This is a genomic window from Pseudomonas sp. BIC9C (genome assembly GCF_034541995.1).
Taxonomy (GTDB): Bacteria; Pseudomonadota; Gammaproteobacteria; order Pseudomonadales; family Pseudomonadaceae; genus Aquipseudomonas; species Aquipseudomonas fluorescens_CC.
Genome location: NZ_JAWDGM010000007.1, coordinates 357,821 through 378,781, shown reverse-complemented (window position 1 = coordinate 378,781; position 20,961 = coordinate 357,821). Strand labels below are relative to the sequence as shown.

The following is a 20,961-nucleotide window of genomic DNA, read 5'->3' as shown; positions in this document are numbered from 1 at the left end:
GACATCTCGGCCAGTGGGTCAATTCGGCATCAGCGCCAACATCGTGGCCTATCTCAGCGAGCGAGATATTGCGATTAACGTGCTGTGCTTTCAGGTATTCCAGCTTGGCGAGCAGCAACTAATCAGTCGCTCATGGTTGATCGACCCGGTAGAAACCCAGGTCAACGCCAGCAGTGGTAGTGCGGGTGGGCAAAGCGAACCCTGGAATGGCGAGTACTACTGCTCTTTTGGTCACAGCACCACGCGTGCTTGGCAGGATGCCCAGGCGTTTGGTTTTATCTGTGGCGGCGGTGGCACTTGGTACAGCAAAAGCTTGAAGATGCTCGCACCAGGCGATCGTGTATGGGTGAACATCCCGCAACAAGGTTATGTGGGGGTCGGCCGAGTCACCGGCTTGGCCACCGCGGCGGCGGAGTTCACCGTGAAACAGAACGGCATCGATATACCGGTCATGCAAGCGGCCTTGCACGGTACGTATCATGCCGAGCACATCAATGACCCTGACCTGTCCGAATACTTCGTGCCGGTAGAATGGCTACGCACGGTCCCGGTCGAACAAGCCATCAAAGAGGTCGGTATGTTCGGTAACCAAAACACCGTCTGTCGTCCGACCACCCCTAAGTGGCGCTGGACGATTGAGCGGTTGAAAGAGCGTTTCCAAATGTCACTTTGAGTAGAGTAACGATCTAAGAAAGACTCTACTTGTCATAGCATTCTCATCACTCGCACTAGGTCGCTTACCTGCGATTACAGAGCCTGTGAACTGGTGCCTTTCCCGAAGGTCCTGACCGCTACTCCGATAAGTCACTGGGCTCGGGGCCAGGCGAAGTCGAACTGCGCTGCGCATAATCGGAGGATCGGTTAAATAGTGGAACGCTTTGACCGGGCAAAGCTGCTAGAGGAGGTTTGGTCCGAGCCCGTGCAGGTGGTGGCGCCGCGCTACGGGCTGTCCGACGTGGGGCTGAAAAAGCTCTGTACGCGTCTGAAAATCCCCACGCCGTCACGGGATTTTTGGGCCAAGGTCAAGGCCGCTAAGCGCGTGCCCCCCCGCCCCAAGCTGCGCGAATACACTGGCCATCCCGGTTATTTGTATCGCCCCGTCGGGCAGCCCTCTCCTCAGGCTCCGGTCGCTGAAGTCGTCGACAGCCGACTTCAGCGCGTGTTGAGTTTTGAGCAGCAGCCGGAAAACCAGATTGTGGTACCGGAGCGCATCAAGGCGTGGCATCCTGTAGTGACTGCTGCTCGCGAGGCATTAGGGCGACCGATCATCGATCAGCGTGGCATGCCGCAGACGCACGGCAACGGGCTCAATATTTCAGTTTCTCCCGCACTACAGAGTCGAGCACTGAAGGTGGCGGACACATTGCTAAAAGCCTTGGAGAAACGGGGGTATACCGTTCAACAAGGCAAGCACCGTGTTGAGATTCTGATGTTCGGCCATGTCCTGCATTTGCGCTTGTTTGAAGCGTCACTGCGCTCCCAATATGAACCTACCGCCAAGGAGCTAGCGGCCCAGGCCAAAGGGGAATGGAGCTATTGGGCGAAATGGCAGTTCACACTCTCCGGCAGGCTGCAGGTTTTGGTCAATGAAGGTTACGGAGGGAAAATTGTTGACTCAGACAGCCGGCCAGTGGAGTTGTAGCTCAATAAACTGGTTGGGCTAATGGCCGCCAGAGCGGTGGAGTTTTTAGTCAATAAAGAGCGTCAGGTAGTTGAAGACGCCGAGCGCCAGCGAGTTCGCGACGTTGCGATGGAGCGAAAACGTCGACAAGACGCGGAATGCTCTGGAGCAAAGCGCCGAACGGCAGGAGCTTTCTATTGAGCAACTCGAACTACTCCGTTGGGGACACGCCAAAGCGGACTGGATTGATCCCCTCAAACCGGGTGTGGTGGACGTGTTAGAGGAAGAAATTGTGATTCCTTGATAGGCAAGGTGTGTTTCTGCAAGGCACGTTAGTCGTACCGATGTGCGCCTAACGTGCCTCGAGGAGAAAGAGTTCGCCTAAAAGCAGCGCCCCCTTTCTCTTTGTCGCTGTTGACTAGAAAGGTACCAGACCGTCAGCGACTCTCGTCAATGTAACTGGGAGTTCTCAGCCGACTTTAACGGATGATCCGCGTGAGTTCATAGGGAGGATTTTGGATCTCACATTCGCCGGTCCCATCTTTAAAGCCCTGAAAGTAAACAGTCGTACCGACGTAGTTCGGCTGCTTAAGTTCCCCTGTACCACATGGACCAAAATTAGCTGAGACCTCGTAAAGCCGCTTGGAGAAGTCAGCACCCTGTTCGGGCGAAACCGTCCCCTTAGCAATACGACGGTGGCCGTTGGCATCGACAATTACAAGTTCGATCCATTTGGTCCCACCGCTCTCATAGGCCTGAACGTAATTCCCTTGATCCGATGGAAACTCAACTCGTGCGATTTCGCTCGCTTCACTGGTGCCAGCGAGCATAGCTAGGGGAACAGCCAACGAAAACACAACCTGAAGCATCAAACGCATAGGTCTTTCCTCACTGTGGGTGACAGCGGTGCGCTGGCCCTGCAAAACAAGATGGGGGCTACCTGTGTATTTAACCAGTTGTTGAGGGATTTTTTTTGAGGGGGCTGGCCGTGCTGGTGGATGTGTGCAGGAAAACAAGGGGCGATTCAGCATGGCCTTTTGCCTTTCAGATGTGATATTGCTTTGCGCTCAATTTGACTAGCGAAAGGAAATGCGAATGTCTGGTTCTGGCGGTAGCTATCTGGGTCCATCCACACCCACCACTTCCTGCGCGGCCCTTCAGTTTGATACCCAACTTGCTTCACCAAAGGCGCAGGTAGTTGGGCAGTTGAGCGTCAATGACATCCTCGACATTGTCTTTTCGCAGTCTGGCAATCAACAGGTCGTCTCCGCACTGTGGAACGGCGCTGAGGCAGGTGGGATTGTCGACCCCCATCTGAATCAATTGCGAAGCTGCATGAGTCAGGGCGAACAGTACCAGGCACGTGTGCTGCACGTTGGTGGCGGACAAGTACGCCTTCGGGTCTACCACATCTAATTGCGAGCAAGGAGAGCTCTATGATTACCATCGTAGGAGGGGTCTACCGAGAGCGGTGCATGCGCCCGGCGTGGGACGATATTTATGGGTCGGCAGGGAGGGCAGCAACGGCGATTGCCCGTTTCGGTGGACAGGCGGAATTACACGCTTGTGTAGATAGCAGCACCCAGATCGTCGTTGATGCCCGCGCAGCTGCGGAAGGTTTCCAGTTCAATGCCACAGCTGCGCCGGCGGGGGTGACTTTCGAGTACATCCATGGTCTCGCCAATCCAGATATTCGACGTGGTACTCACGTCAAATCGGAACTGCAGGTTAGCGCCGAGAAGGTGCTTCGATTCGGCATGATCGATGGAACGGCAGTAGTTGATGCTGAGTACGCGGTATTTGATCCACAGAATGCCGACGGTACGGAGTCCTTCAGGGCCAATGGCTCTGAAGCAAAGCACCTGGCTCTGGTCTTGAACCGCCACGAGGCCAATCTGTTGGTGCCCACTTCCAGTGGGTTGACCGCACAAGAGCTCGCAATCGTGCTTGCCGAGCAGGAGAGCGCGGAGGTGGTTGTCATCAAGATGGGGCCGTTGGGTGCCTTGGTGTATGACAACGGCGCAATCTCGACGGTACCTGCATACCGCACTGAGCGGGTATGGAAGATCGGCTCGGGAGATACCTTCGCCGCCCACTTCGCATTGGGCTGGATGGATAACGGCCTTTCGGCTCACGATGCAGCCTCGGTTGCCTCCATTGCGACGGCCTTTTATTGCGAAAATCAAGGCTTCCCCGACCAGGCTTTGCTTGCTGGCTTCAAGCCGTACCCACTGCAACCGTCAGCTCGGTATCGCGATGGCTACGCCCCTAAGGTGTACCTCGCAGGGCCATTCTTCACCCTCGCAGAGCTGTGGATGGTCGGGCAGGCTCGCAGAGACCTGCTGGCAATGGGGCTGGATGTATTTTCCCCATACCATGACGTCGGTCTTGGCTCTGCTGAGGACGTGGTCGAAAAGGACCTTGAAGGGGTGCGCGATTGCGACGTTCTGTTTGCAATTGGTGATGGGCTCGACTCGGGCACCATCTACGAGATTGGCTACGCTCGGGCATTGAACAAACCTGTCGTTTTCTACGCGGAAAATGAGTCTGAACAGGACAAGAAAATGATGGAAGGCTCCGACTGCTGCATCACCGATGACTACGTCAGTGCGATCTATCAGACGGTCTGGGAAGCGGTAGTGCTATGAAGACAGGATTATTGTTGTCTGGTGGGATGGACTCTTTGACGATTGCCTGGTGGAAGCGCCCGGACATCGCGTTCACCCTGAACTACGGTCAGCTTGCGGCGCAGGCCGAGATCGAGGCTTCTAGGACGATCTGCCAACAGTTGGAAATCCCTCATCATGTGATTGAGATTGACTGCCGCCAGCTGGGCTCGGGAGACATGGCAGGTAGCCAAGCCGACAGCCTGGCTCCAGCCTCGGATTGGTGGCCGTACCGGAACCAGATGCTGGTTACGCTGGCAGCGATGAAGGCAATCTCGTTCGGCGTGACTCACTTGTGGTTGGGCACCGTGAAATCGGATGGCTTCCATAGGGATGGCTCGCCCGAGTTCATGTCGGCGATCAGCCATCTGCTATCCCTGCAAGAGGGCGGCATGGTGGTGGAGGCACCTGCAATTGAGTTTTCTACTGCCGAACTTGTCCGTAAATCTGGCATCCCTGCGAGTCTTCTGGCCTGGGCGCACAGCTGCCACAAGTCGCATGTTGCGTGTGGCAACTGCCGTGGCTGCAACAAATACATGGAGGTGTTTCAAGAGGTGGGGTATGACTTGGATCGACTTGGGTGACCCTATTCCAAGGCTGGCTCCTGAGCGGTATGAGCCTCTCGAGTGGGAAATTGGTGATGTCTGCCCGCTCCCTGCTTCCTCGGAGGCATTAGACCGGCCGTTCGGCGAGGTTTTGGATGCGCGTGCGTCGCATCGCGAGTTCGGCGTCGTCCATGACCAGCAGCTCGGAGCCTTCCTCTGGCATGCCTGCAGAACTCGAGGATCCGGTACGTCAAACCTGGGTTTTGATCTGGAGCATCGAGCGGCCCCCTCGGCTGGCGCGATCCACCCTATACACATCGTCGTTAAGCGGCCCGAAGATGATCGATGGTGGATGTATGAGCCCAGAGCCCACCAACTGGTGGAGCTCCGACATGCGACCGGCAAGCTTGCAGGCCTTTATGAACTCAGTCTGCGGGTTCTGGGCGGTGATGAGGCAACACGCATTCTGTTTCTGGCCGAGCCCGGAAAAACATTGGGTAAATACCAAGATGGTTGCAGCCTTGTTTGGCGTGACGTGGGGGTGCTACTCGCGGTCATGGCATTAACTGCGACAGCCCAGGGACTCAACTTCTGTCCGCTGGGTATCACCGGTGAGCCTTGGGCCAGTACCCTAGCCGATCAGGGAAAGTTGGCTGGGGTTGGCCTTGCTCTTCTTGGGTCTGCTACGAGAACCTGAATCAAGTGCGTGGTGCCCCATGCCCATGATGCTGTGCACCGTGGCGGGCGATGACATCATCTCTAACCACATCAGAGCATCGAGCTCCGATGCCCTGACGCCAAGTCCTTTACTGAAGCGGATGAACTGCTCTTCGAGCTCCAGGTAGTGGCGCTCAACGGTCAAGTTGCTCTCGAAGAACCTACCCAGTAGGCCGGCACGGAGAATGTGGATGTCCAGGATTGCCACATCGTCCGCATCCAGCCAGTTACGGGCAACCCACGAAGCGGTCTTGTAACCAATGCCTGGAATATCCAGCAGCCAATCACGCAGCGCTTTGCCGGAGCCTAACGGAGGTCGTTCAGCGGACAGCTTCTGAAGAGCCGCGCAGAGGTAGCGGGCCTTCTGTATGGCGAAGCGGTATCGCACTTGGCGACCATCGATAGTTAGGGGCTCTTTCAGCCACTCGAGCAGGTTTTCTTCTGACGGTGGTTGATCGCCAAAGGCACCCCGCTCCTTGACGTGCTGAAAGGCGGCGAGCCCGACGCTAGCGGGGATGCCATGCCCACCCAACAAGCACGCGCCAACTTCTTCTTTCAGTGTTGCGCCGAGCTTGTAGTTGATCCGATCGCCAGTGAGACGGCGTGCGTACACTTGGTAGGCCCAGTAGGCAGGAGTCGGGAACGCCTCCATGGCTCCCCACGGGACGCCCGGAATAACTTCTGCGTCTGCTGTGGGCAGCTCGACATTGAAGACCGCTTGGTCCATGAAAATAGCGCCTAATTGCATCAGGCTACCTCCTCGGCAATGCCGTAGTGTTCCTGCATCCATTGCAGTAACTCGTGTCGCTCAATGGGATCTAGGCTCTCGATACGAGTACGGAGCCTGGTTTGGCGACGCTGAATGGTTTGGCGGTCTCGGAATGTTTCGCCCATGTATCGATTGTCGTGCAAACGGCTGGGAGGTTCGAAGTTCATCCACACCGTCTCCTCGCGCAGCTCTACATGGGTCTTAGCCGGAAAACTCACCTTGCGCCACCCGATGAGCTCGCGGTTGTAGAGATCACAGTCATAGCCCGAAAGCATTACTTTGCAAGGTAATGCGACCAAGCACCGGAGCAAGCGGGTGTGGTCTTCTTCCGAGTAATCGCAGCGATAAACCTTCGCTCGGCGGCGGGTTTCCGGAACGTAGGGTGGATCGACATAGACCAGCTCCTGGCCTTCGAACGAATACCCTTCAAGGTACGCAACTGCGTCGACTTGGTGGAGTTCGCAGGTATCTGGGCGCTCCGTTTGCCAAAGCTCAATGACTTTGGCGTCGAGGTCCAAACCAATGTTCCGCTGCGCAGCCTTTTTGTTGCGCATGACGGCCCCGCCACCAAGGTGGGATTCGATGTATGTCTGATGCGGTGGCATCAGGTTGATCAAGCGCTGGTAGCACTTGCCTTTCCCGCCTGGATATCTCATGCGCCAAGCATCGTCAGAAATGACGATGATGTCAAGGCGAAGCGCTGAACGGTCACTATGCATGGAGTTTGGCAGAGGGAGTTGTTATGAATGCAGATAACCCTCAAAGTCACTTAAGCTTGGCTTTAATTCCCTCCTGCTTTGATCGTATCTGCAGCATTTTAAGATCGCCTATCTTGAACCAGGAACTGGGTCATCCATTCGCACTGGGCGACATCCCGTTGGTCGTCTTTTTCGGACATAAAAAAACGGGAAGTGATTCGGCGTGTGGCATTCGGCTATTATCCAGCTCTGGCCAGATGAAGCTCGGGTCGGATTCCGTATATTTGCCAAGGACTTGCATGCAGGCCATCGACATAGAAAATGCGATTGTGCTCCCTTGGGGGCTAGGGTCAAAATCGCCCAGGGATTTGTTTGCAGTTTGCTCCGAGATCGCAAACTGTCCACAGGACATCGTTCTAGATGCTAGCGCCCTCTCCTACGTCGATCCTCTTGGGATGGCCACAATGCGTGCCATGTTCGAGGATCAATTGACACGGAAACGAGTGAGCATTCAGTTTCTGAGCAAAGATCTCACGTCCTACCTCGCCAGGATGGACTTCTTCAAAGACATCGATATTGAAGGAGTTGACCTATCATCCCTGGGGAAACGAAACGATCGAAGCGGGTCGCTTGTCGAAATTACCAAGATCCATGAGCACCACCAGGCTGAAGTTGCGGCGTCACGGCTAGCCCGTGCGATTACCGGAAGGCTCACCCAGTCAGACCCAGATGCTCCAGTAGACGAGCACACAGGCAGGAACGAATATGATTCCTATCGCGGTCCGTTGGAGTATTCGCTCAAAGAGTTGCTTGAGAACTCGCTCACTCATGCCCGTAGAGAGGGTCGAATCAATGCGGCCGTATGGATAACCTGCCAGTTCTATCCAAAATTGAACATTGTGCGGATGGCCATTGTCGATAATGGGTGTGGTTTCCTCGCGACCCTCAAGGAACATCCTGAGGTTCGAGAACTGACCGATAGGCATGCCATTGAGGCGGCACTTAAACCACGGGTTAGCTGCAATCGAGGTGCCATGGCGAAGATCTTGGGTAGCGAAAACCAGGGCATCGGGCTTACAACCACTGCGAAAATTGCGGGTGCTGCTGGTGGTGGACTGGTAATTATCAGTGGCAATGGCATGCATGACACGAAACGTCAGTACTCTACGGAGTTGGGCGACGTTAGGTGGAATGGAGTATCGATCGCGTTTAGCTGCACCCGTGATTTGCTGCCAACCATCTCCATCAGTGATCTGCTACCCAAGGACGATGCGGGGATCGAGGAAGGCGAACTCGATCTGGATCTGGATTTCCGGTAGCTCTGGCTTTTTGATGGCATGAGGGCTAGAGTCGATTAGACAGGGACTAGGCATCTGCGAATTGACATTGGGCGTTATCAATTCCGGGCTGTAAAAAGGATTAGGAAATACAAGGGGTTAAGAGATGCAAACTCAAATTCGATTAGGCAGGGATGATTCTATCCGAACGTACGGAATGCGAGCTTCAGCGATCCCTTACCGTGAGGAAATCGAGCGCTCGCTTATCACGGGTGAGAGTGTACTCATCGATTTCTCTGGAAACGATGTCACTCAGTCATTTGTGGATGAGCTTATCGGAGCTCTAATTCTGAAAAATGGGCGACAAGTCATTTCCCGTCTTGCCTTCGAAAACTGCACAAACGATGTGAAAGGAATTATCAAATTTGTGGTCCATGACAGAGTTAGGCAGTTGCAGAAAATGTCTGCGTGAAACAAGTGCTTTATACAAAGGCCCTCAAATTAGAGGGCTTTTTGTTGCCTGGACTTTTTCGTTGGGAAGCTCTTGGGCATCAGAAGTTGGCTGAACTTTACACTGGCGGAAGCGGCCCATTCGGTGGGCCGCTTTTTGAAGGCTAGCTGATCATTTCGCGAATTTTTTCCCAGGCCCAGTCAACAAGCTTGCGAAAAATCACACGCAGAATTTCCTTCACAAACGTAACCGGTCGGCCAACACATCTTACTGACCCCCACGCCAAAGGCGATGGTGTCCACCTGATTTAAGTGGACACCATTTCTAGCCTTTTAAGAGGGTCTTTCATGCAGCCACAACGCCGTTCCTATTCCCAATCCTTCAAGGCGCAGGTCATTCAAGAGTGCTCCCAACCCGGCGCCTCGATTGCCAACGTCGCGCTGAGCCACAGCCTCAATGCGAACCTCGTCCACAAGTGGATTCGGCTGCAAACGCAGAAAAGCACTGGGCTGCAACCTGCGTTTATTTCGTTACCCGTGCCGCTGGCCGGAGCAGAGTCACAAGCTGCGTCATTGAGCATCTGCGTTGAAATCCAGCACCCGCGCGGTACCGTCAAAGTGAATTGGCCAACCGACAGCGCGGCTGCGTGCGCGACCTTTCTTCGAGATCTGTTGCGATGATCCGCATCGACTCCATCTGGCTCGCCACCGAACCCATGGACATGCGCGCCGGCACCGACACCGCTCTGGCACGTGTGGTCGCCGTGTTCGGTGCGGCGCAGCCGCACTGTGCTTATCTGTTTGCCAACCGCCGCGCCAATCGCATGAAAGTGCTGGTGCACGATGGGTTGGGTATCTGGCTGGCGCCGAAGCATAGCCAATTTTACGGAGAATTTATTTTAGAGACAGGACGCTAGCAGACGAGTTATTCGTGGGTCAATTCAGCGTCGGCGCTAACAGAAACTGGAATTGAGCACTTTAGCCTTATTGCATCAGCAATCTTATCGATGACTGACCGGTGCATGACATTTTCGACACACTGGTATGAAGGTTGGGACCCTGTCGCGAATATATGCTCTATGCTGATATTCAATGTAAGAGAGGCGACTAACACTGTCTTATCTGCGTTACAAGGGTGGTCATACGTTGCCTCCCCTTGCCCCATTATCTTGCAGCGGCTCGAGTTCATTGTTTGACGACGCGTTTTTATCTGCAATCAACCCAACGTTCCTTCGAGGAAGTTGATGATTTTCGCCTAGATAGGTACCGGTGCTTCTTCCAAATTACGGAGCAGGTTTCAATGGCTCACAATGAGTTCAGACTCGAGATTACAGCATGATCTACTTCGTGCACATTTCTGACCTCCATTTCGGAGAAAAGCTGGCCAATAGTGGCCGCGGCTTAATACCCCATCAGCGTCCGCACAACCTTGCTAAGTGTTTAGGTTTGCCCTCTGGCATCAATCTAGCAATAGACGAGGCTGAAATGCCGGATAATGCCGTTTTACGAGTTATCGCCAGTGGAGATCTGTCGGTTTCAGGGGCTACGCAGGAGTTGGCGGTTGCTCATGCATTTCTGCGCTCTAGGGTATCGATCTCTCGTCTATCCGCCCCGTATGGTGCGATGGGGTTAGACACTCCTTCAGATCTCCTAGGTGCGATACCAGGAAATCATGATCATTGGAATGGGAATAGAACGACCCTAAAACCGTACAATGGCAACATTTTCGATGAGCAGTTTAGGTCCACGCCTTGGGTAAAAGAGTGGAGGTCACACAACAATGACTTTGATTTAGACGTATTTGGTATTGACACCAACTCAGGGTGGAATCCTGACCTATCACCCTTACTGAGCCGCAGACGGGCCGGTTTGCTTTCTCTTGGGCGTATATCTGACCAAGAATTCAAATTACTGGAGCAGAAACTCAGACGAAGCGTTGCTAAGCGAACCCAGACAGTTCGAGCGATTGTCTGCCATCACTCGATTAGCTACCGAGGAGGGCGCTCAGGTAAATTGGAGCTAGAAGCAGCGTCCCGTGACCGCCTGTTGCAGTTGGCGGCAGCCTACCATGTGGCCGTAGTTTTGACGGGCCATACCCATGATTCGCACTATCACCTCGAGCAGCATAATGATCAGAGCGGAAACATCTGGGGCATTCATGAGCTGAGGTGTGCATCCACAGTGGGCTGGCCGGAAAAGAACGAAGACGAATCAGGTTTCTTGTTTCACCGGGTGACATGTGACGGCACAGACTGGATCTGGACTGTCTGGAGGTTTGGATGGGATGGGAGCGGTTATGTTAGCGCTCCCCAACCTTGGCAGGTATTTTCTGGAGCCTTCTAGTCTCAACAGGCTGTCAGAGAGTCGGCTTCTCCCATAGTAATGTCGCTGTGTCTGACCTCGACCCTTGCCAAGTGAACCGTGGCAGCATACCCCACCCTTCTTGAAGACCCTGAATTGCGCATTGAGCTAACAAGGTCAATGCCGGCCCGTCAAAATCACCGACGAGACTGAGTCGATGGCGGACGAGCGACAGTAGATGAAGCGGCTCGCCTTGTTCAATTCCATCGAACCACCCAAAAGTCGCGTCATCTGGACGCTCTCCGAAGCGAATCCATAATTTGGTCTTGCCATCCCTTCTTCCCTGGCGTGGCATAGATAGTTCTAGGGCGGAGGACACAGTGGCAAGACTTTCGCGAATGCGCTCAGCTAGTTCTGCTTCATCAGATGTGACTTCAAGACCGGCCTCTTGGGCTTTTTTCTTCCATATATTTACCAGTGGCAGTATGCCAACGAGTGATGATTGAGCAGCACGTTGTAGCAAGACTGCCCACTCAATATCCTCGTTTGATAGATCTTTACGTGGCCCCTCAGGTGCAAAGAGCCTAGCAGCTTCGTCCTCAAGCTCAATTTCGGCTGCTACGAGTCTATCAACGCTTGTAGTCAAAAGCTTTCGAGCGCGTTCCAGTGTCAAGGTTTCCTTCAGTTTTCTGCCCGTAACCATGAGCTGACCTGTAGTACTACGTTCTATCGTCAAGCGATGTTCGATAAGGTCGCCTGATAGCTCCTCTAGGAGTTCGTCATGAGTCTTCGTCATATCTGCTTCTCCGTTTAGTGAGGTTGATTTTGATGAGATCGTTCGTCGCCGTAGTGATGTCTTGACTCTGTCAGTAATGTGGGACATTTGCCGCTTTATAACCGACCGATTCATTCCTAGCTTGTGTGCTGCCGAATCTAGGCTCTCTCCCTCGACCAGCAGTGCCTTTGCAAGCAGTATTTCATCCGCAGAAAGCAAACCTTCCGCATCCAGTCTTGCCGCGAGACTCATGACGCCAGAGATGATTGCCAGTCGAGCAAAGTAAGGATTTGTGTTGAGGCTCTGGGCCACTTCTTTGATCGTATGCTCTCTTTGCTCCAGACCGAAATACAGTGCAATGGCTCGCCGCTGCGTCTCAGGAAGACATTTAAGCGCAGCGGGCAAAATTTTTAGCGCCTTCTCCTGTATTTCTAGATCAATCTGCTCCTCGGGGAATGGCGACGGATCTGTGATCTCGAATGCCAAGTCAAAATTTGACGCGATTCGATGAGCCATCAATGCGTGCCGAAGGACAAACCTATACAAAACGGTGCTTAGCCACGCTCCTTCCTTTCCCTCCCCTCGAACAGGGTCGAAGCTTCTGATTGCGGCTCGCAAGTGTGCATTCACAAATGCCGTCGAGAGGTCATGAAGCTCTGCGTAGCCTAGGCTGATACCTGCTGAGTTTAGACGACTCTTTACCGAGCGGATCGCCTGAGCTCCGCAGTCTGCGACCATTAACTCAACCAATGCGTCATACGGATCCCAGCTTGGTTCGGACGATAATTGAAGCTCTGCGAGTGGCAACATACTTTCCCTAGAAAACCTCGCGGTTCCGCGGAGAACGGCTTCATCGACAAGCAATTTTTGTTGAGCGCCGCGCTCCGACGGCGTTACCTGGCGCAAAGCCTCTAGAGCAAGAGTTTTGCCAATCACAAAAACCTTCCGCGAGGGAGCATATGAGCCCTGTTCAGCAAGACTCTTCGCCCAAACGAAGATCCCTGTGTCTGCATAGAGTGAAGTCATCGCTTGCCCCTTACGGTGGTAGCGTTTTGTCCCATTACTAAGACAGTAATAGTCGAGCGTCGTTAGCAGCGGTGATAAAACGTACAAATCTGGCCATGGTAAATGCTACGTGCATGGCCGCATCCTCGGTAATGCGGTACCTCACCTTGCTCAACCATCTCGTTGCTGAATATCGAGGGCGAGCTTCGCTAAGCTGAAGCACGTAGTAGCCTAGCCTACAGCTCCCAGAACTGAGAGGCAGGCTTGCGCATTCCAGGTGCTAACCACACACCTACAGATTTGGGGCGTTCAAACCAGTCTGTCAAAAAATTCAGAGGTCATGAATGTATTTGGCACCACTCTCCCGTTAGTGAAAAAAAATAGTGTTAAAAAGTACGGAGCGTGCTTAGCGGAGGTCAGGGAGCAAGTGTCAGGCTTTGGAAATGGGAGAATTCGACCTAAAGCTTGCGACAAAGCGCGAAGTATCGATGCTACTCGGCCTCACTTGGCCGACCGAAGTTTTCCGGTGACAACGAAATAAGTGAAATCCTCGTCGCCGGCACGAGCCGCTTCGCGCACCACCCCGTAACTGCGTCGCGGTTACCTTTTTTGACGCGTGGTTTCGGTTTAGCGGTTTGGGCGGAGCGAGGGTTGTTAAAATGCATCATGCTGAATCCCTTCTTTAGGGCTCGTGATACCGATACTGAGGCATGTCTGATTTGAGGATCAGGGCATGCGCTCTCCACCGCCAAATTTACGTTTTTTTCCTTTATATACATTTCTTTACGTATGCAGGGCTCAGTGAACATGAGGCAAGCGGCAAAACTACTACATATCAACCTGGAAAGAGTTCGACAGTTGATTAGCGCAGGGATGCTCAGGTTCCATGGCGGAAGGCCAAAGCCAGGCGAAAACTGGCTGATAGATGTCGATTCGATTGACGCTTTGAGGCCTGAAAATATGGGGCCTGCTACGGGAAGTGGTTTTGTTACGGTCAACTACCTCGCAAAGCACCACCTTCCTGCGGGTGGAGGCTTGGTGGAGCTGATCAAAGCGATTCAGGCCGGCCAACTTCAAGCTTTTTCAGATGGTGATGGCAAGGTTATGTTGGGGCATTGGTTAATCAATACCCAGGCTCTGAAGAAGTGGATGTGGAATGTCTTTCAGAAGCCCTCGGATTTCCCCGGGATTACCGTCTGCAAAGCGGCGATCCTTTTAGGGGTAAAGCAGGAGGTCGCCTACGCGTTGGTCCGGCAGGGGATCCTTTGGAGTACCCCCATCAAAAGCGGTAGGAGTACTTTGCAAATGGTTCTCCCGAAAGCGATTGAGAGATTCAGACGCAGATACATACTTGGCCCCGAGCTGTCAGTCTTTTTGGGTCTACCCCCAAAACACGTCATGCCCCACCTTTGGGAGAATGGATTCAGGCCAGTTGCTGGCCCATCCATAGTGAAATCTCCCTGCCGACAGTACGTTTGGCCTCGAAGCAAGAAGTTAGTCGACTACCTGTCGTGGAAGGCCGCGCAGCATTGCTAAGTAATGATGACCAGATCTCCACAATTACCCCCCCGGTTGCCTTGCATCGGCGCAAGCGTTTACTGAGTTCAGAGCGCTAAGATAGGAACTGCAAGAGTAACGAAATCGAGTTTTTTTGGTTTCATGTAAACCGCTTTTTTGATCTGTAAACCACTGCGGTTAACAACTCAAAAAAGTGGTTTACCAGTAAGCGTCCGGCCAAGTCACCTACCGAACTCCAGCATTAAGGGCGATGGTGTCCGCGTATTTTTAAGCGGACGCGATTGCCCTTATCGCCAGGATTTTCATGCGCCAACGAAGCTCTTACCCCAAACCGTTCAAAGCTCAGGTCGTCCAGGAATGCCTGCAACCCGGGGCGACGATTTCCAACGTAGCCATCCATCACGGCATCAACGCCAACGTGATCCGCAAGTGGCTACCGATTTACCGGGATCAATCACCTGCAACCCTACCGGCATTCCTGCCTGTAAAAGCCGCACCCAAACGCGCAACAGAAGATATGGTGATCATCTCGCTCCCTCTGGGCGATAAATCCATCACAGTTAAATGGCCAGCCTCGGATCCGGACGGCTGCGCGTGTTTTATTCGTGGCCTGGCCCAATGATCCGCATCGACTCCATCTGGCTCGCCACACAGCCCATGGACATGCGCGCCGGCACCGACACGGCACTGGCCCGAGTAGTTGCCGTGTTCGGTACGGCGAAGCCGCACTGTGCTTATCTCTTTGCCAACCGCCGGGCCAACCGCATGAAGGTGCTAGTGCATGAGGCCGGTGCCGTGCACTTCGATGCGCCCCTGCATCAAGTGCAGGTAGAGACCGCCCGTGATTCGTGCCGGTATCTCGAGCGTCTGGCCCGGTGCGGCGCTGCCAAGGGCGAGCACCACGTCGACGCCAATGTCCAGCGCACCGTCCTGCGGCTGCGGCGACACGCGGGTGCGCCAGGCGCCGGGTGTGGGCGTCTGGTACGCGAGCCGTTCGACGGCTGGCTCAAGACCAGTGGTAGACGGCGCGAACCAGAGCTGGAAATGGTGGTCGACCTCGTGCGATGAGATGTTCCACTGCCGATGGCGGATGCCGCTTCCAGCGCGCATCCACTGCAATTCGCCGGGATGTACCAACATCTCGCGGCCCTGGTTGTCGCGATGCTCGACGGCGCCGCTGCGCGGCAGCATGACGATTTCGAGGTCGTGGTGCGGGTGCATCGGGAAGCCGGTGCCCGGCTGCACGCGGTCGTCGTTGAGCGCCAACAGCGGGCCGAAGCGCATGCGATGCGGATCGACATAGTTGTCGAAGCTGAAGCTGAAGCGCGCGTCGAGCCAGTCGGTGCGCATCGTGCCGCGCTCTGCGCTGCGGCGGATCTCGAAGAGATTCATACCGACGCCCCCTGGTCACGGTGGACCGCAAGTGGCATGGCGCGTGCCGGCCGCTGCAGCAGAAGCAACGCCGCGAGCACCAGTGCGGCCGCGGGCCACACCGTCCACGGCAGTCGCTCGCCGAAGGCAAAGGTTCCGATCGTCACCCCAGGCAGCATCATCACGTAGCCGATGAAGCTGAAGGTCACCGGTTCGGCCCGCCGTTGCAGCGCGAAGTAGAAAAGGTAGCCAACAATGAGCACAGCGGTCTGCAGCGCCAACCAGGCGAGGGCCGGGATTGTCAGCGGCGGCACGATGGAGTCCAGGGCAAGGGCGGCGAGCGCAAGCATCGACGACGAAGCCAGCAGCGTCATCGACGACAACCACTCGCCGCTGACGTCGGACGGCATGTGACGCGCGCGGTAGATATTAGTTGCGCCGATTGTGACGGGAATGGCCAGCGCCATGGCCAGCAGCGCGGGCGTGGCCTCGAAGGAACCACCGCGGCCGGCGAGCATCAGCAGGGCCCCGGACAGACCGAGCCCGACTGCGACCCCGCGGCGTAGCGCAAACCGCTCGAGCCCCAGCAGCAAGGTCAACAGCAGCGTGAACACCGGCGGCAACGCCAGCGAAAAAGATGCGAAGCCGGCGCCGGCGTGCGAAGACAACCAGAACACTGCGGACATCGGCAACGCGTGGCCGAACAGGCCGGCGACGCTGCCGAAGCGCACCAGGCGCGGCAGGTCGACAGGACGTCCTTGCCGAAACAGCCCGATCGCACCGAGCAGCAGGCCGGCTGCCAGCGTGGGCCATAGTGCGAAAGAAAGTGCACCCACGCCGTGGTGCGCCGCTACCTTCGCGATTGGAGTACCGAGGCCGAGCGTGATACCGCTACCCAGCAGCAGCGGCCAGAGTCTGGACAGGTTCATGGGATGAAGGCTCCTAGTTGTTGTCCTGTTCAGTCTGGACACCGGGGTGCTCCCGATCTAGAGGCCCCTTGGAACTTCACCTTTCACGCTGGGTGGGGAATCGACGCGGACCCGCTTGGCTTTGTAACGTTGACCAGGTCGACCGTGGTACACGCACGCTGACGACACGAGGAGTACGCCACGTTACACGCTCTGCTTTCCTCTCATGCCGGCCTATAGTTGCCCTGAACGTCTGCAATGGGTCGATTCTGTTGAAAAAGTCGGCCATGGTTTCCACGGCAGAAAAGTACGCGCTTGAGATTGAAATCTTTACTTTGAGCAGAGGATTCTGGGCTCAGATTTCGCGTAGCTGCTCGAAAAAAAGGGGTTTTCAGCAGTCAGTACGCGGGCAGTCTCGAAGGACCGACTTTTTCAACAGAATCGGTCGAAAACAGACCTTGGTGAACGTCCGCTTTGGTCGATGACTGCCTGTCGCCACCGGCAGCAAAGGGCATCTCTCCGCCGATCATGTTGACTAAGCGTGCTGGTAAAATCCGATGGAATCGGTGGTCAGAGCCATTGCAAACGCCTGGTCAAGTGCAATGCAAACGAGTGGTCAGTACCGATGCAATCAGCTGGTCAAGTGGAGTGCAATTTCGCAGACATCAAGCACTTAGCCCCTGAAGGCGCTTGGGTTTATTGAATCCGACGCTGTTGCCAATTCGATTTCGGCATCAGAAGATGGAGGTGAAATTTTCGCAGCGACTGGATGTTGACCACGGTACGTTTACAGGAGGTAAACAATATGAGTTCGGCTCGGCATGACTACCAGCAATTCCTAACTTGGCTTCATCTTCCAGAACGCGGTGCTACCGAAGACACTCGACGGTTTGCAAATCTGGTCGACCAAGATTTCGACACCGTGGCCGCACACTCGCGCGCTATGAGCCGCCGATCGGTGCTATTGGCTGCCAAGGCTAAAGAGTCTCTGCTCCAAACCGACTTCACACCTCCCGCAGTTGCGGGAGCGGTTACTGTTGGTGAGTGGGCATGGAGCGCACTGCATAGTCTTACCGTCGGCCCTTTTCGTGGCTTCCGAGTGGCTGAGACGTTCAATTTTCCTCAGCGAATTACCATGTTCTACGGCCCTAATGGCAGCGGCAAAACGAGCCTCTGCGAAGCGTTAGAGCTGGCACTCTTGGGGGCCGTAGATGAGGCGTCGGCTAAGCGAATCCCTGCTCAACGCTATTTCGCGAACCTTCACGAAAATAGGTATGAAGCCCCCACCCTCGCTGCACGAGGCGCGGAAGGTCAGGTGTCGGCAGTGCAAGCGGACTCAGAGGCCTATCGATTCTGCTTCGTTGAGAAAAACCGCATAGATAACTTTTCGCGAATCGCATCTAAGAGCGCAGGTGAAAAGAAGGATCTGATAGCGGCTCTGTTTGGTATGGAGCAGTTCCATGACTTCGTCACTAACTTCAACGAGTCGATGGACCAGCAGCTCAATCTAGTTGCGATCCAACAGCAGGAGCTCGAAACGCAGCGTGCAGCGCTGCAGCGCGATCAAGCAACAATAAATGGCGAGCTCCAGGCAGTTCAGACAATCGCGCAAGAGGAGACTGCCTATGCTGGAGCGTATGCTGCCGGCCTCTCGTACCAGCAGCTTCTTGAACTCATCGGCAGCGATGCCGCTCCAGGTCGTCTGCATTACCTCAATGCGCAACTGGATGGACCAACGCCAGGTCTCTATGGCGTCAGCAGCGAGGCGTTGGTTGCGGCATATCAGGCTGCGGATCGTGAGCAGGAGCTGCTCGAGGATGTGGACAAAAGGCTAACTGCCAAGACTGGTGAGACCTCCTTCCAAAATCTGTACAACGCGGTTCTTGGCTTACAAGCCTTGTCGCCCGATAACTGCCCCGCTTGCGGGACGCCAATCAATGGTGATTATCACGTTGTACGTGACCCATACGTGCAGGCGCGTGACGGTCTGGCTCAGCTTCGAGAGCTCGCTAACCTGCAGGCTTGTTATCGCCAGCGCAGGATTGACCCAGGTGCCGACATTTCACTGACCCAGGCTCCTACCTTGTGAAACATTGCCAGTGCTGGATTTCGGCGGATTGGTATTGGGTCAGCGTGGCATCGGCCACTAGGGCAATTCTGCGTCAGCGCCAACAAGCTATGGCCAAAAACAGTCGGTCGAATACGTCTACGATTCTTTGGAAAGTTCGGACTGACACGGAGGCGACGTAATTCCGCCGGCCAACTTTCAATCTGACCGCCCCACCTGAGCGGGATCTTTATCAGATCTTTATATCCATGCATCCAATCCTGATAACAACTTAGCAAGTGTCCGCTTAGGCTTTCCTCATAGCAGGAGGAAATGCCATGGACTTCATCTTTCTAGTACTCGGTGCACTGTTCTTCATCAGCCTGGTCGGCCTGGCGCACGGCTGTGCGGTGCTTAACAGGAGACGGTCATGACTGCCTTCTATCTATTCGCCGGCATTATCGCGACCGGTTTGCTGGTTTACCTGGTCGCCGCGCTGCTGTTTCCGGAGGACTTCCTATGACGACTCAAGCCTGGGTCCTCCTCGGGACCTTTCTGCTGGCGCTGGGTATTCTCGCCTGGCCCCTCGGGCATTGGTTGACCACCGTGATGGAGGGCCGGTTTGCCCTCGGCTCACGCATCGAATCACCGCTGTATCGCCTGGCCGGCATCCAGCCTGAAACGCAGATGGGCTGGCTGCAGTACGCCCTCGCCCTGATCCTGTTCAACGCGTTGGGGCTGCTCGCGGTCTACGCACTGCAACGATTGCAAGGTGTACTGCCGTTCAACCCACAGGGATTTGGCGCCGTGTCGCCCGACTCGTCGTTCAACACCGCCGCCAGTTTCGTCACCAATACCAACTGGCAAGGCTACGGCGGCGAATCCACGATGAGTTACCTGACCCAGATGCTTGCACTGACGGTGCAGAACTTCCTGTCCGCCGCCACCGGCATTGTGGTGGCGATTGCGCTGATCCGCGGCTTCGCCCGCCACAGCGCCACCAGCATCGGCAATGCCTGGGCCGACCTCACCCGCATCACGTTATGGGTGTTGTTGCCGCTGTCACTGATCCTTGCGCTGTTCTTCATCAGCCAAGGCGCGATCCAGAACCTTGACCCCTACAAGGAAGTCACGACGATGGAGGTCATGCGGTACCAGGCGCCGGTGCTCAATGACGCTGGCCAGCCGAGCTTTGATGCCAAGGGCAACCCGGTGACCAAGCCCGCCAGCACCGACAAGCAGACCATCGCGATGGGGCCTGTCGCCTCGCAAGAAGCGATCAAGATGCTCGGCACCAACGGTGGCGGCTTCTTTAACGCCAACTCGGCACACCCCTTCGAAAACCCCACCGCCGTCAGCAACTTCTTGCAGATGCTGGCGATCTTCCTGATCCCGACTGCGCTGTGCTTCGTCTTCGGCCACATCGTCGGCGACATACGACAAGGCTGGGCCTTGCTGGCGACGATGACGATCATCTTCGTGATCGCGGTGGTGGTGGTGACCCATTATGAGCAACTGGGTAACTCACAGTTCTCAACCCTGGGCATCGACACGGCAGCGGGCAACATGGAGGGCAAGGAGCTGCGTTTTGGTATCAGCGCCTCCAGCCTGTTTGCCGCTATCACGACGGCGGCGTCCTGTGGTGCAGTGGTGGCGATGCACGACTCGTTTACCCCGTTGGGCGGCGCGGTGCCGCTGGTGCTGATGCAATTGGGCGAAGTGGTGTTCGGCGGCACCGGCTCGGGTCTGTACGGCATGTTGGTGTTCGCCATCCTAGCGGTGTTTATCGCCGGCCTGATGATCGGCCGCACACCGGAATACCTGGGCAAAAAGATCGAAGCCTACGAGATGAAAATGGTCGCCATCGCGATCCTGGCGACACCGTTGCTGGTGCTGTTCGGCACCGCCATTGCGGTCATGACCGACGCTGGCCGATTGGGGATTGCCAACCCCGGTGCCCATGGATTCTCGGAAATCCTCTACGCCTTTACCTCGGCGGCCAACAACAACGGCAGCGCATTTGCCGGTCTGTCGGCCAATACGCCCTTCTACAACGTGATGCTGGCGATTGCCGTGTGGTTTGGCCGGTTCGGGGTAATCGTGCCCGTACTTGCGGTGGCCGGCAGCCTGGCGGCGAAGAAACGCCTGGCCGTCACCGGCGGCACGATGCCCACCCACGGGCTGCTGTTCGTGGTGCTGCTGATTGGTACGGTGTTGCTGGTCGGTTTGCTGAACTACGTGCCGGCCCTGGCGTTGGGGCCAGTAGTCGAACATTTCATGTTGATCAAGTGAG

At 55.4% G+C, this 20,961-nt stretch carries 22 protein-coding genes and 2 pseudogenes; 18 read left to right on the top strand and 6 right to left on the bottom strand.

What is annotated here, in order from left to right:
- From RS887_RS27660 to RS887_RS27650, 3 genes and pseudogenes are all read left to right on the top strand, one after another.
- Positions 1–673: pseudogene (locus RS887_RS27660) on the top strand (nuclease); the annotation flags it as partial.
- Between the two features lie 195 nt (positions 674–868).
- Entirely contained in the window at positions 869–1,642 is a 774-nt protein-coding gene (locus RS887_RS27655; protein ID WP_322617872.1) for a hypothetical protein, read from the top strand.
- A gap of 70 nt (positions 1,643–1,712) precedes the next feature.
- Positions 1,713–1,925 carry a hypothetical protein gene (locus tag RS887_RS27650; RefSeq protein WP_322617871.1) on the top strand — a complete coding sequence of 71 codons (213 nt, stop codon included), beginning with the start codon at positions 1,713–1,715 and terminating at the stop codon, positions 1,923–1,925.
- 175 nt (positions 1,926–2,100) lie between these two features.
- Here RS887_RS27650 and RS887_RS27645 read toward each other — a convergent pair whose 3' ends face one another.
- Positions 2,101–2,499, bottom strand: coding sequence for a hypothetical protein (locus RS887_RS27645; protein ID WP_322617870.1), 399 nt, complete (start codon positions 2,497–2,499; stop codon positions 2,101–2,103).
- Positions 2,500–2,716: 217 nt separating this feature from the next.
- Here RS887_RS27645 and RS887_RS27640 point away from each other — a divergent pair, with 217 nt between their 5' ends.
- The 4 genes from RS887_RS27640 to RS887_RS27625 are packed head-to-tail and all read left to right on the top strand — an operon-like array spanning position 2,717 to position 5,529.
- The gene (locus tag RS887_RS27640) at positions 2,717–3,037 is read left to right on the top strand and encodes a hypothetical protein (protein ID WP_133160948.1); all 321 of its coding nucleotides are present in this window, start codon (positions 2,717–2,719) and stop codon (positions 3,035–3,037) included.
- A 20-nt stretch (positions 3,038–3,057) separates the two neighbouring features.
- Positions 3,058–4,269: a PfkB family carbohydrate kinase gene (locus tag RS887_RS27635; protein WP_322617869.1), complete on the top strand. Its 1,212-nt coding sequence runs from the start codon at positions 3,058–3,060 to the stop codon at positions 4,267–4,269.
- Positions 4,266–4,871 (top strand): 7-cyano-7-deazaguanine synthase, encoded by a 606-nt coding sequence (locus RS887_RS27630; protein ID WP_322617868.1) that lies wholly within the window; start codon positions 4,266–4,268, stop codon positions 4,869–4,871. Before RS887_RS27635 ends, RS887_RS27630 begins: the two co-directional genes overlap by 4 nt.
- Positions 4,849–5,529: a nitroreductase family protein gene (locus RS887_RS27625; protein WP_322617867.1), complete on the top strand. Its 681-nt coding sequence runs from the start codon at positions 4,849–4,851 to the stop codon at positions 5,527–5,529. The genes RS887_RS27630 and RS887_RS27625 overlap by 23 nt, the downstream gene beginning before the upstream one ends.
- On the opposite strand, the gene RS887_RS27620 is transcribed toward RS887_RS27625, so the two are convergent.
- Together RS887_RS27620 and RS887_RS27615 are read right to left on the bottom strand one after the other, a co-directional pair.
- Positions 5,464–6,297, bottom strand: a complete 834-nt coding sequence (locus tag RS887_RS27620; RefSeq protein WP_322617866.1) for an 8-oxoguanine DNA glycosylase — start codon at positions 6,295–6,297, stop codon at positions 5,464–5,466. The genes RS887_RS27625 and RS887_RS27620 overlap by 66 nt on opposite strands.
- On the bottom strand, positions 6,297–6,974 hold the full coding sequence (locus tag RS887_RS27615; RefSeq protein ID WP_416340015.1) for a DNA adenine methylase: 678 nt from the start codon (positions 6,972–6,974) through the stop codon (positions 6,297–6,299). Before RS887_RS27615 ends, RS887_RS27620 begins: the two co-directional genes overlap by 1 nt.
- 86 nt (positions 6,975–7,060) lie before the next feature.
- Between RS887_RS27615 and RS887_RS27610 the strand changes: the two genes are divergently transcribed.
- The 5 genes from RS887_RS27610 (at position 7,061) to RS887_RS27590 (ending at position 11,086) form a co-directional block, all read left to right on the top strand.
- On the top strand, positions 7,061–8,335 hold the full coding sequence (locus RS887_RS27610) for an ATP-binding protein (RefSeq protein WP_322617864.1): 1,275 nt from the start codon (positions 7,061–7,063) through the stop codon (positions 8,333–8,335).
- 124 nt (positions 8,336–8,459) lie between these two features.
- Entirely contained in the window at positions 8,460–8,765 is a 306-nt protein-coding gene (locus RS887_RS27605) for an STAS-like domain-containing protein (protein ID WP_231422228.1), read from the top strand.
- A gap of 326 nt (positions 8,766–9,091) precedes the next feature.
- On the top strand, positions 9,092–9,424 hold the full coding sequence (gene tnpA / locus RS887_RS27600) for an IS66-like element accessory protein TnpA (RefSeq protein ID WP_322616842.1): 333 nt from the start codon (positions 9,092–9,094) through the stop codon (positions 9,422–9,424).
- On the top strand, positions 9,421–9,660 hold the full coding sequence (tnpB, locus tag RS887_RS27595) for an IS66 family insertion sequence element accessory protein TnpB (RefSeq protein ID WP_322617863.1): 240 nt from the start codon (positions 9,421–9,423) through the stop codon (positions 9,658–9,660). The genes tnpA (RS887_RS27600) and tnpB overlap by 4 nt, the downstream gene beginning before the upstream one ends.
- A gap of 418 nt (positions 9,661–10,078) precedes the next feature.
- Complete coding sequence (locus RS887_RS27590) at positions 10,079–11,086, top strand: metallophosphoesterase (RefSeq protein ID WP_322617862.1); 1,008 nt, start codon at positions 10,079–10,081, stop codon at positions 11,084–11,086.
- 13 nt (positions 11,087–11,099) lie between these two features.
- Here RS887_RS27590 and RS887_RS27585 read toward each other — a convergent pair whose 3' ends face one another.
- Positions 11,100–12,845 (bottom strand): sigma-70 family RNA polymerase sigma factor, encoded by a 1,746-nt coding sequence (locus RS887_RS27585; protein WP_322617861.1) that lies wholly within the window; start codon positions 12,843–12,845, stop codon positions 11,100–11,102.
- 780 nt (positions 12,846–13,625) lie between these two features.
- On the opposite strand from RS887_RS27585, the gene RS887_RS27580 reads away from it, so the two are divergent.
- The 3 genes and pseudogenes from RS887_RS27580 to RS887_RS27570 form a co-directional block, all read left to right on the top strand.
- Positions 13,626–14,360 carry a hypothetical protein gene (locus RS887_RS27580; protein WP_322617860.1) on the top strand — a complete coding sequence of 245 codons (735 nt, stop codon included), beginning with the start codon at positions 13,626–13,628 and terminating at the stop codon, positions 14,358–14,360.
- A gap of 286 nt (positions 14,361–14,646) precedes the next feature.
- Complete coding sequence (tnpA, locus tag RS887_RS27575; protein ID WP_322617859.1) at positions 14,647–14,964, top strand: IS66-like element accessory protein TnpA; 318 nt, start codon at positions 14,647–14,649, stop codon at positions 14,962–14,964.
- Positions 14,907–15,077 (top strand): annotated as a pseudogene (locus tag RS887_RS27570) (hypothetical protein); the annotation flags it as partial. The gene tnpA (RS887_RS27575) and the pseudogene RS887_RS27570, both read left to right, overlap by 58 nt.
- A gap of 39 nt (positions 15,078–15,116) precedes the next feature.
- Here the strand turns inward: RS887_RS27570 and RS887_RS27565 are convergent.
- Entirely contained in the window at positions 15,117–15,734 is a 618-nt protein-coding gene (locus tag RS887_RS27565; protein WP_322617858.1) for a pirin family protein, read from the bottom strand.
- On the bottom strand, positions 15,731–16,642 hold the full coding sequence (locus tag RS887_RS27560) for a DMT family transporter (RefSeq protein ID WP_322617857.1): 912 nt from the start codon (positions 16,640–16,642) through the stop codon (positions 15,731–15,733). Before RS887_RS27560 ends, RS887_RS27565 begins: the two co-directional genes overlap by 4 nt.
- A 784-nt stretch (positions 16,643–17,426) precedes the next feature.
- Here RS887_RS27560 and RS887_RS27555 point away from each other — a divergent pair.
- From RS887_RS27555 to kdpA, 3 genes are all read left to right on the top strand, one after another.
- The gene (locus RS887_RS27555) at positions 17,427–18,710 is read left to right on the top strand and encodes an AAA family ATPase (RefSeq protein WP_322617856.1); all 1,284 of its coding nucleotides are present in this window, start codon (positions 17,427–17,429) and stop codon (positions 18,708–18,710) included.
- A gap of 388 nt (positions 18,711–19,098) precedes the next feature.
- Positions 19,099–19,191 (top strand): K(+)-transporting ATPase subunit F, encoded by a 93-nt coding sequence (kdpF, locus tag RS887_RS27550; RefSeq protein WP_322617855.1) that lies wholly within the window; start codon positions 19,099–19,101, stop codon positions 19,189–19,191.
- Positions 19,188–20,960, top strand: a complete 1,773-nt coding sequence (gene kdpA / locus RS887_RS27545; RefSeq protein WP_322617854.1) for a potassium-transporting ATPase subunit KdpA — start codon at positions 19,188–19,190, stop codon at positions 20,958–20,960. Before kdpF ends, kdpA begins: the two co-directional genes overlap by 4 nt.
- Position 20,961 lies beyond the last annotated feature (1 nt).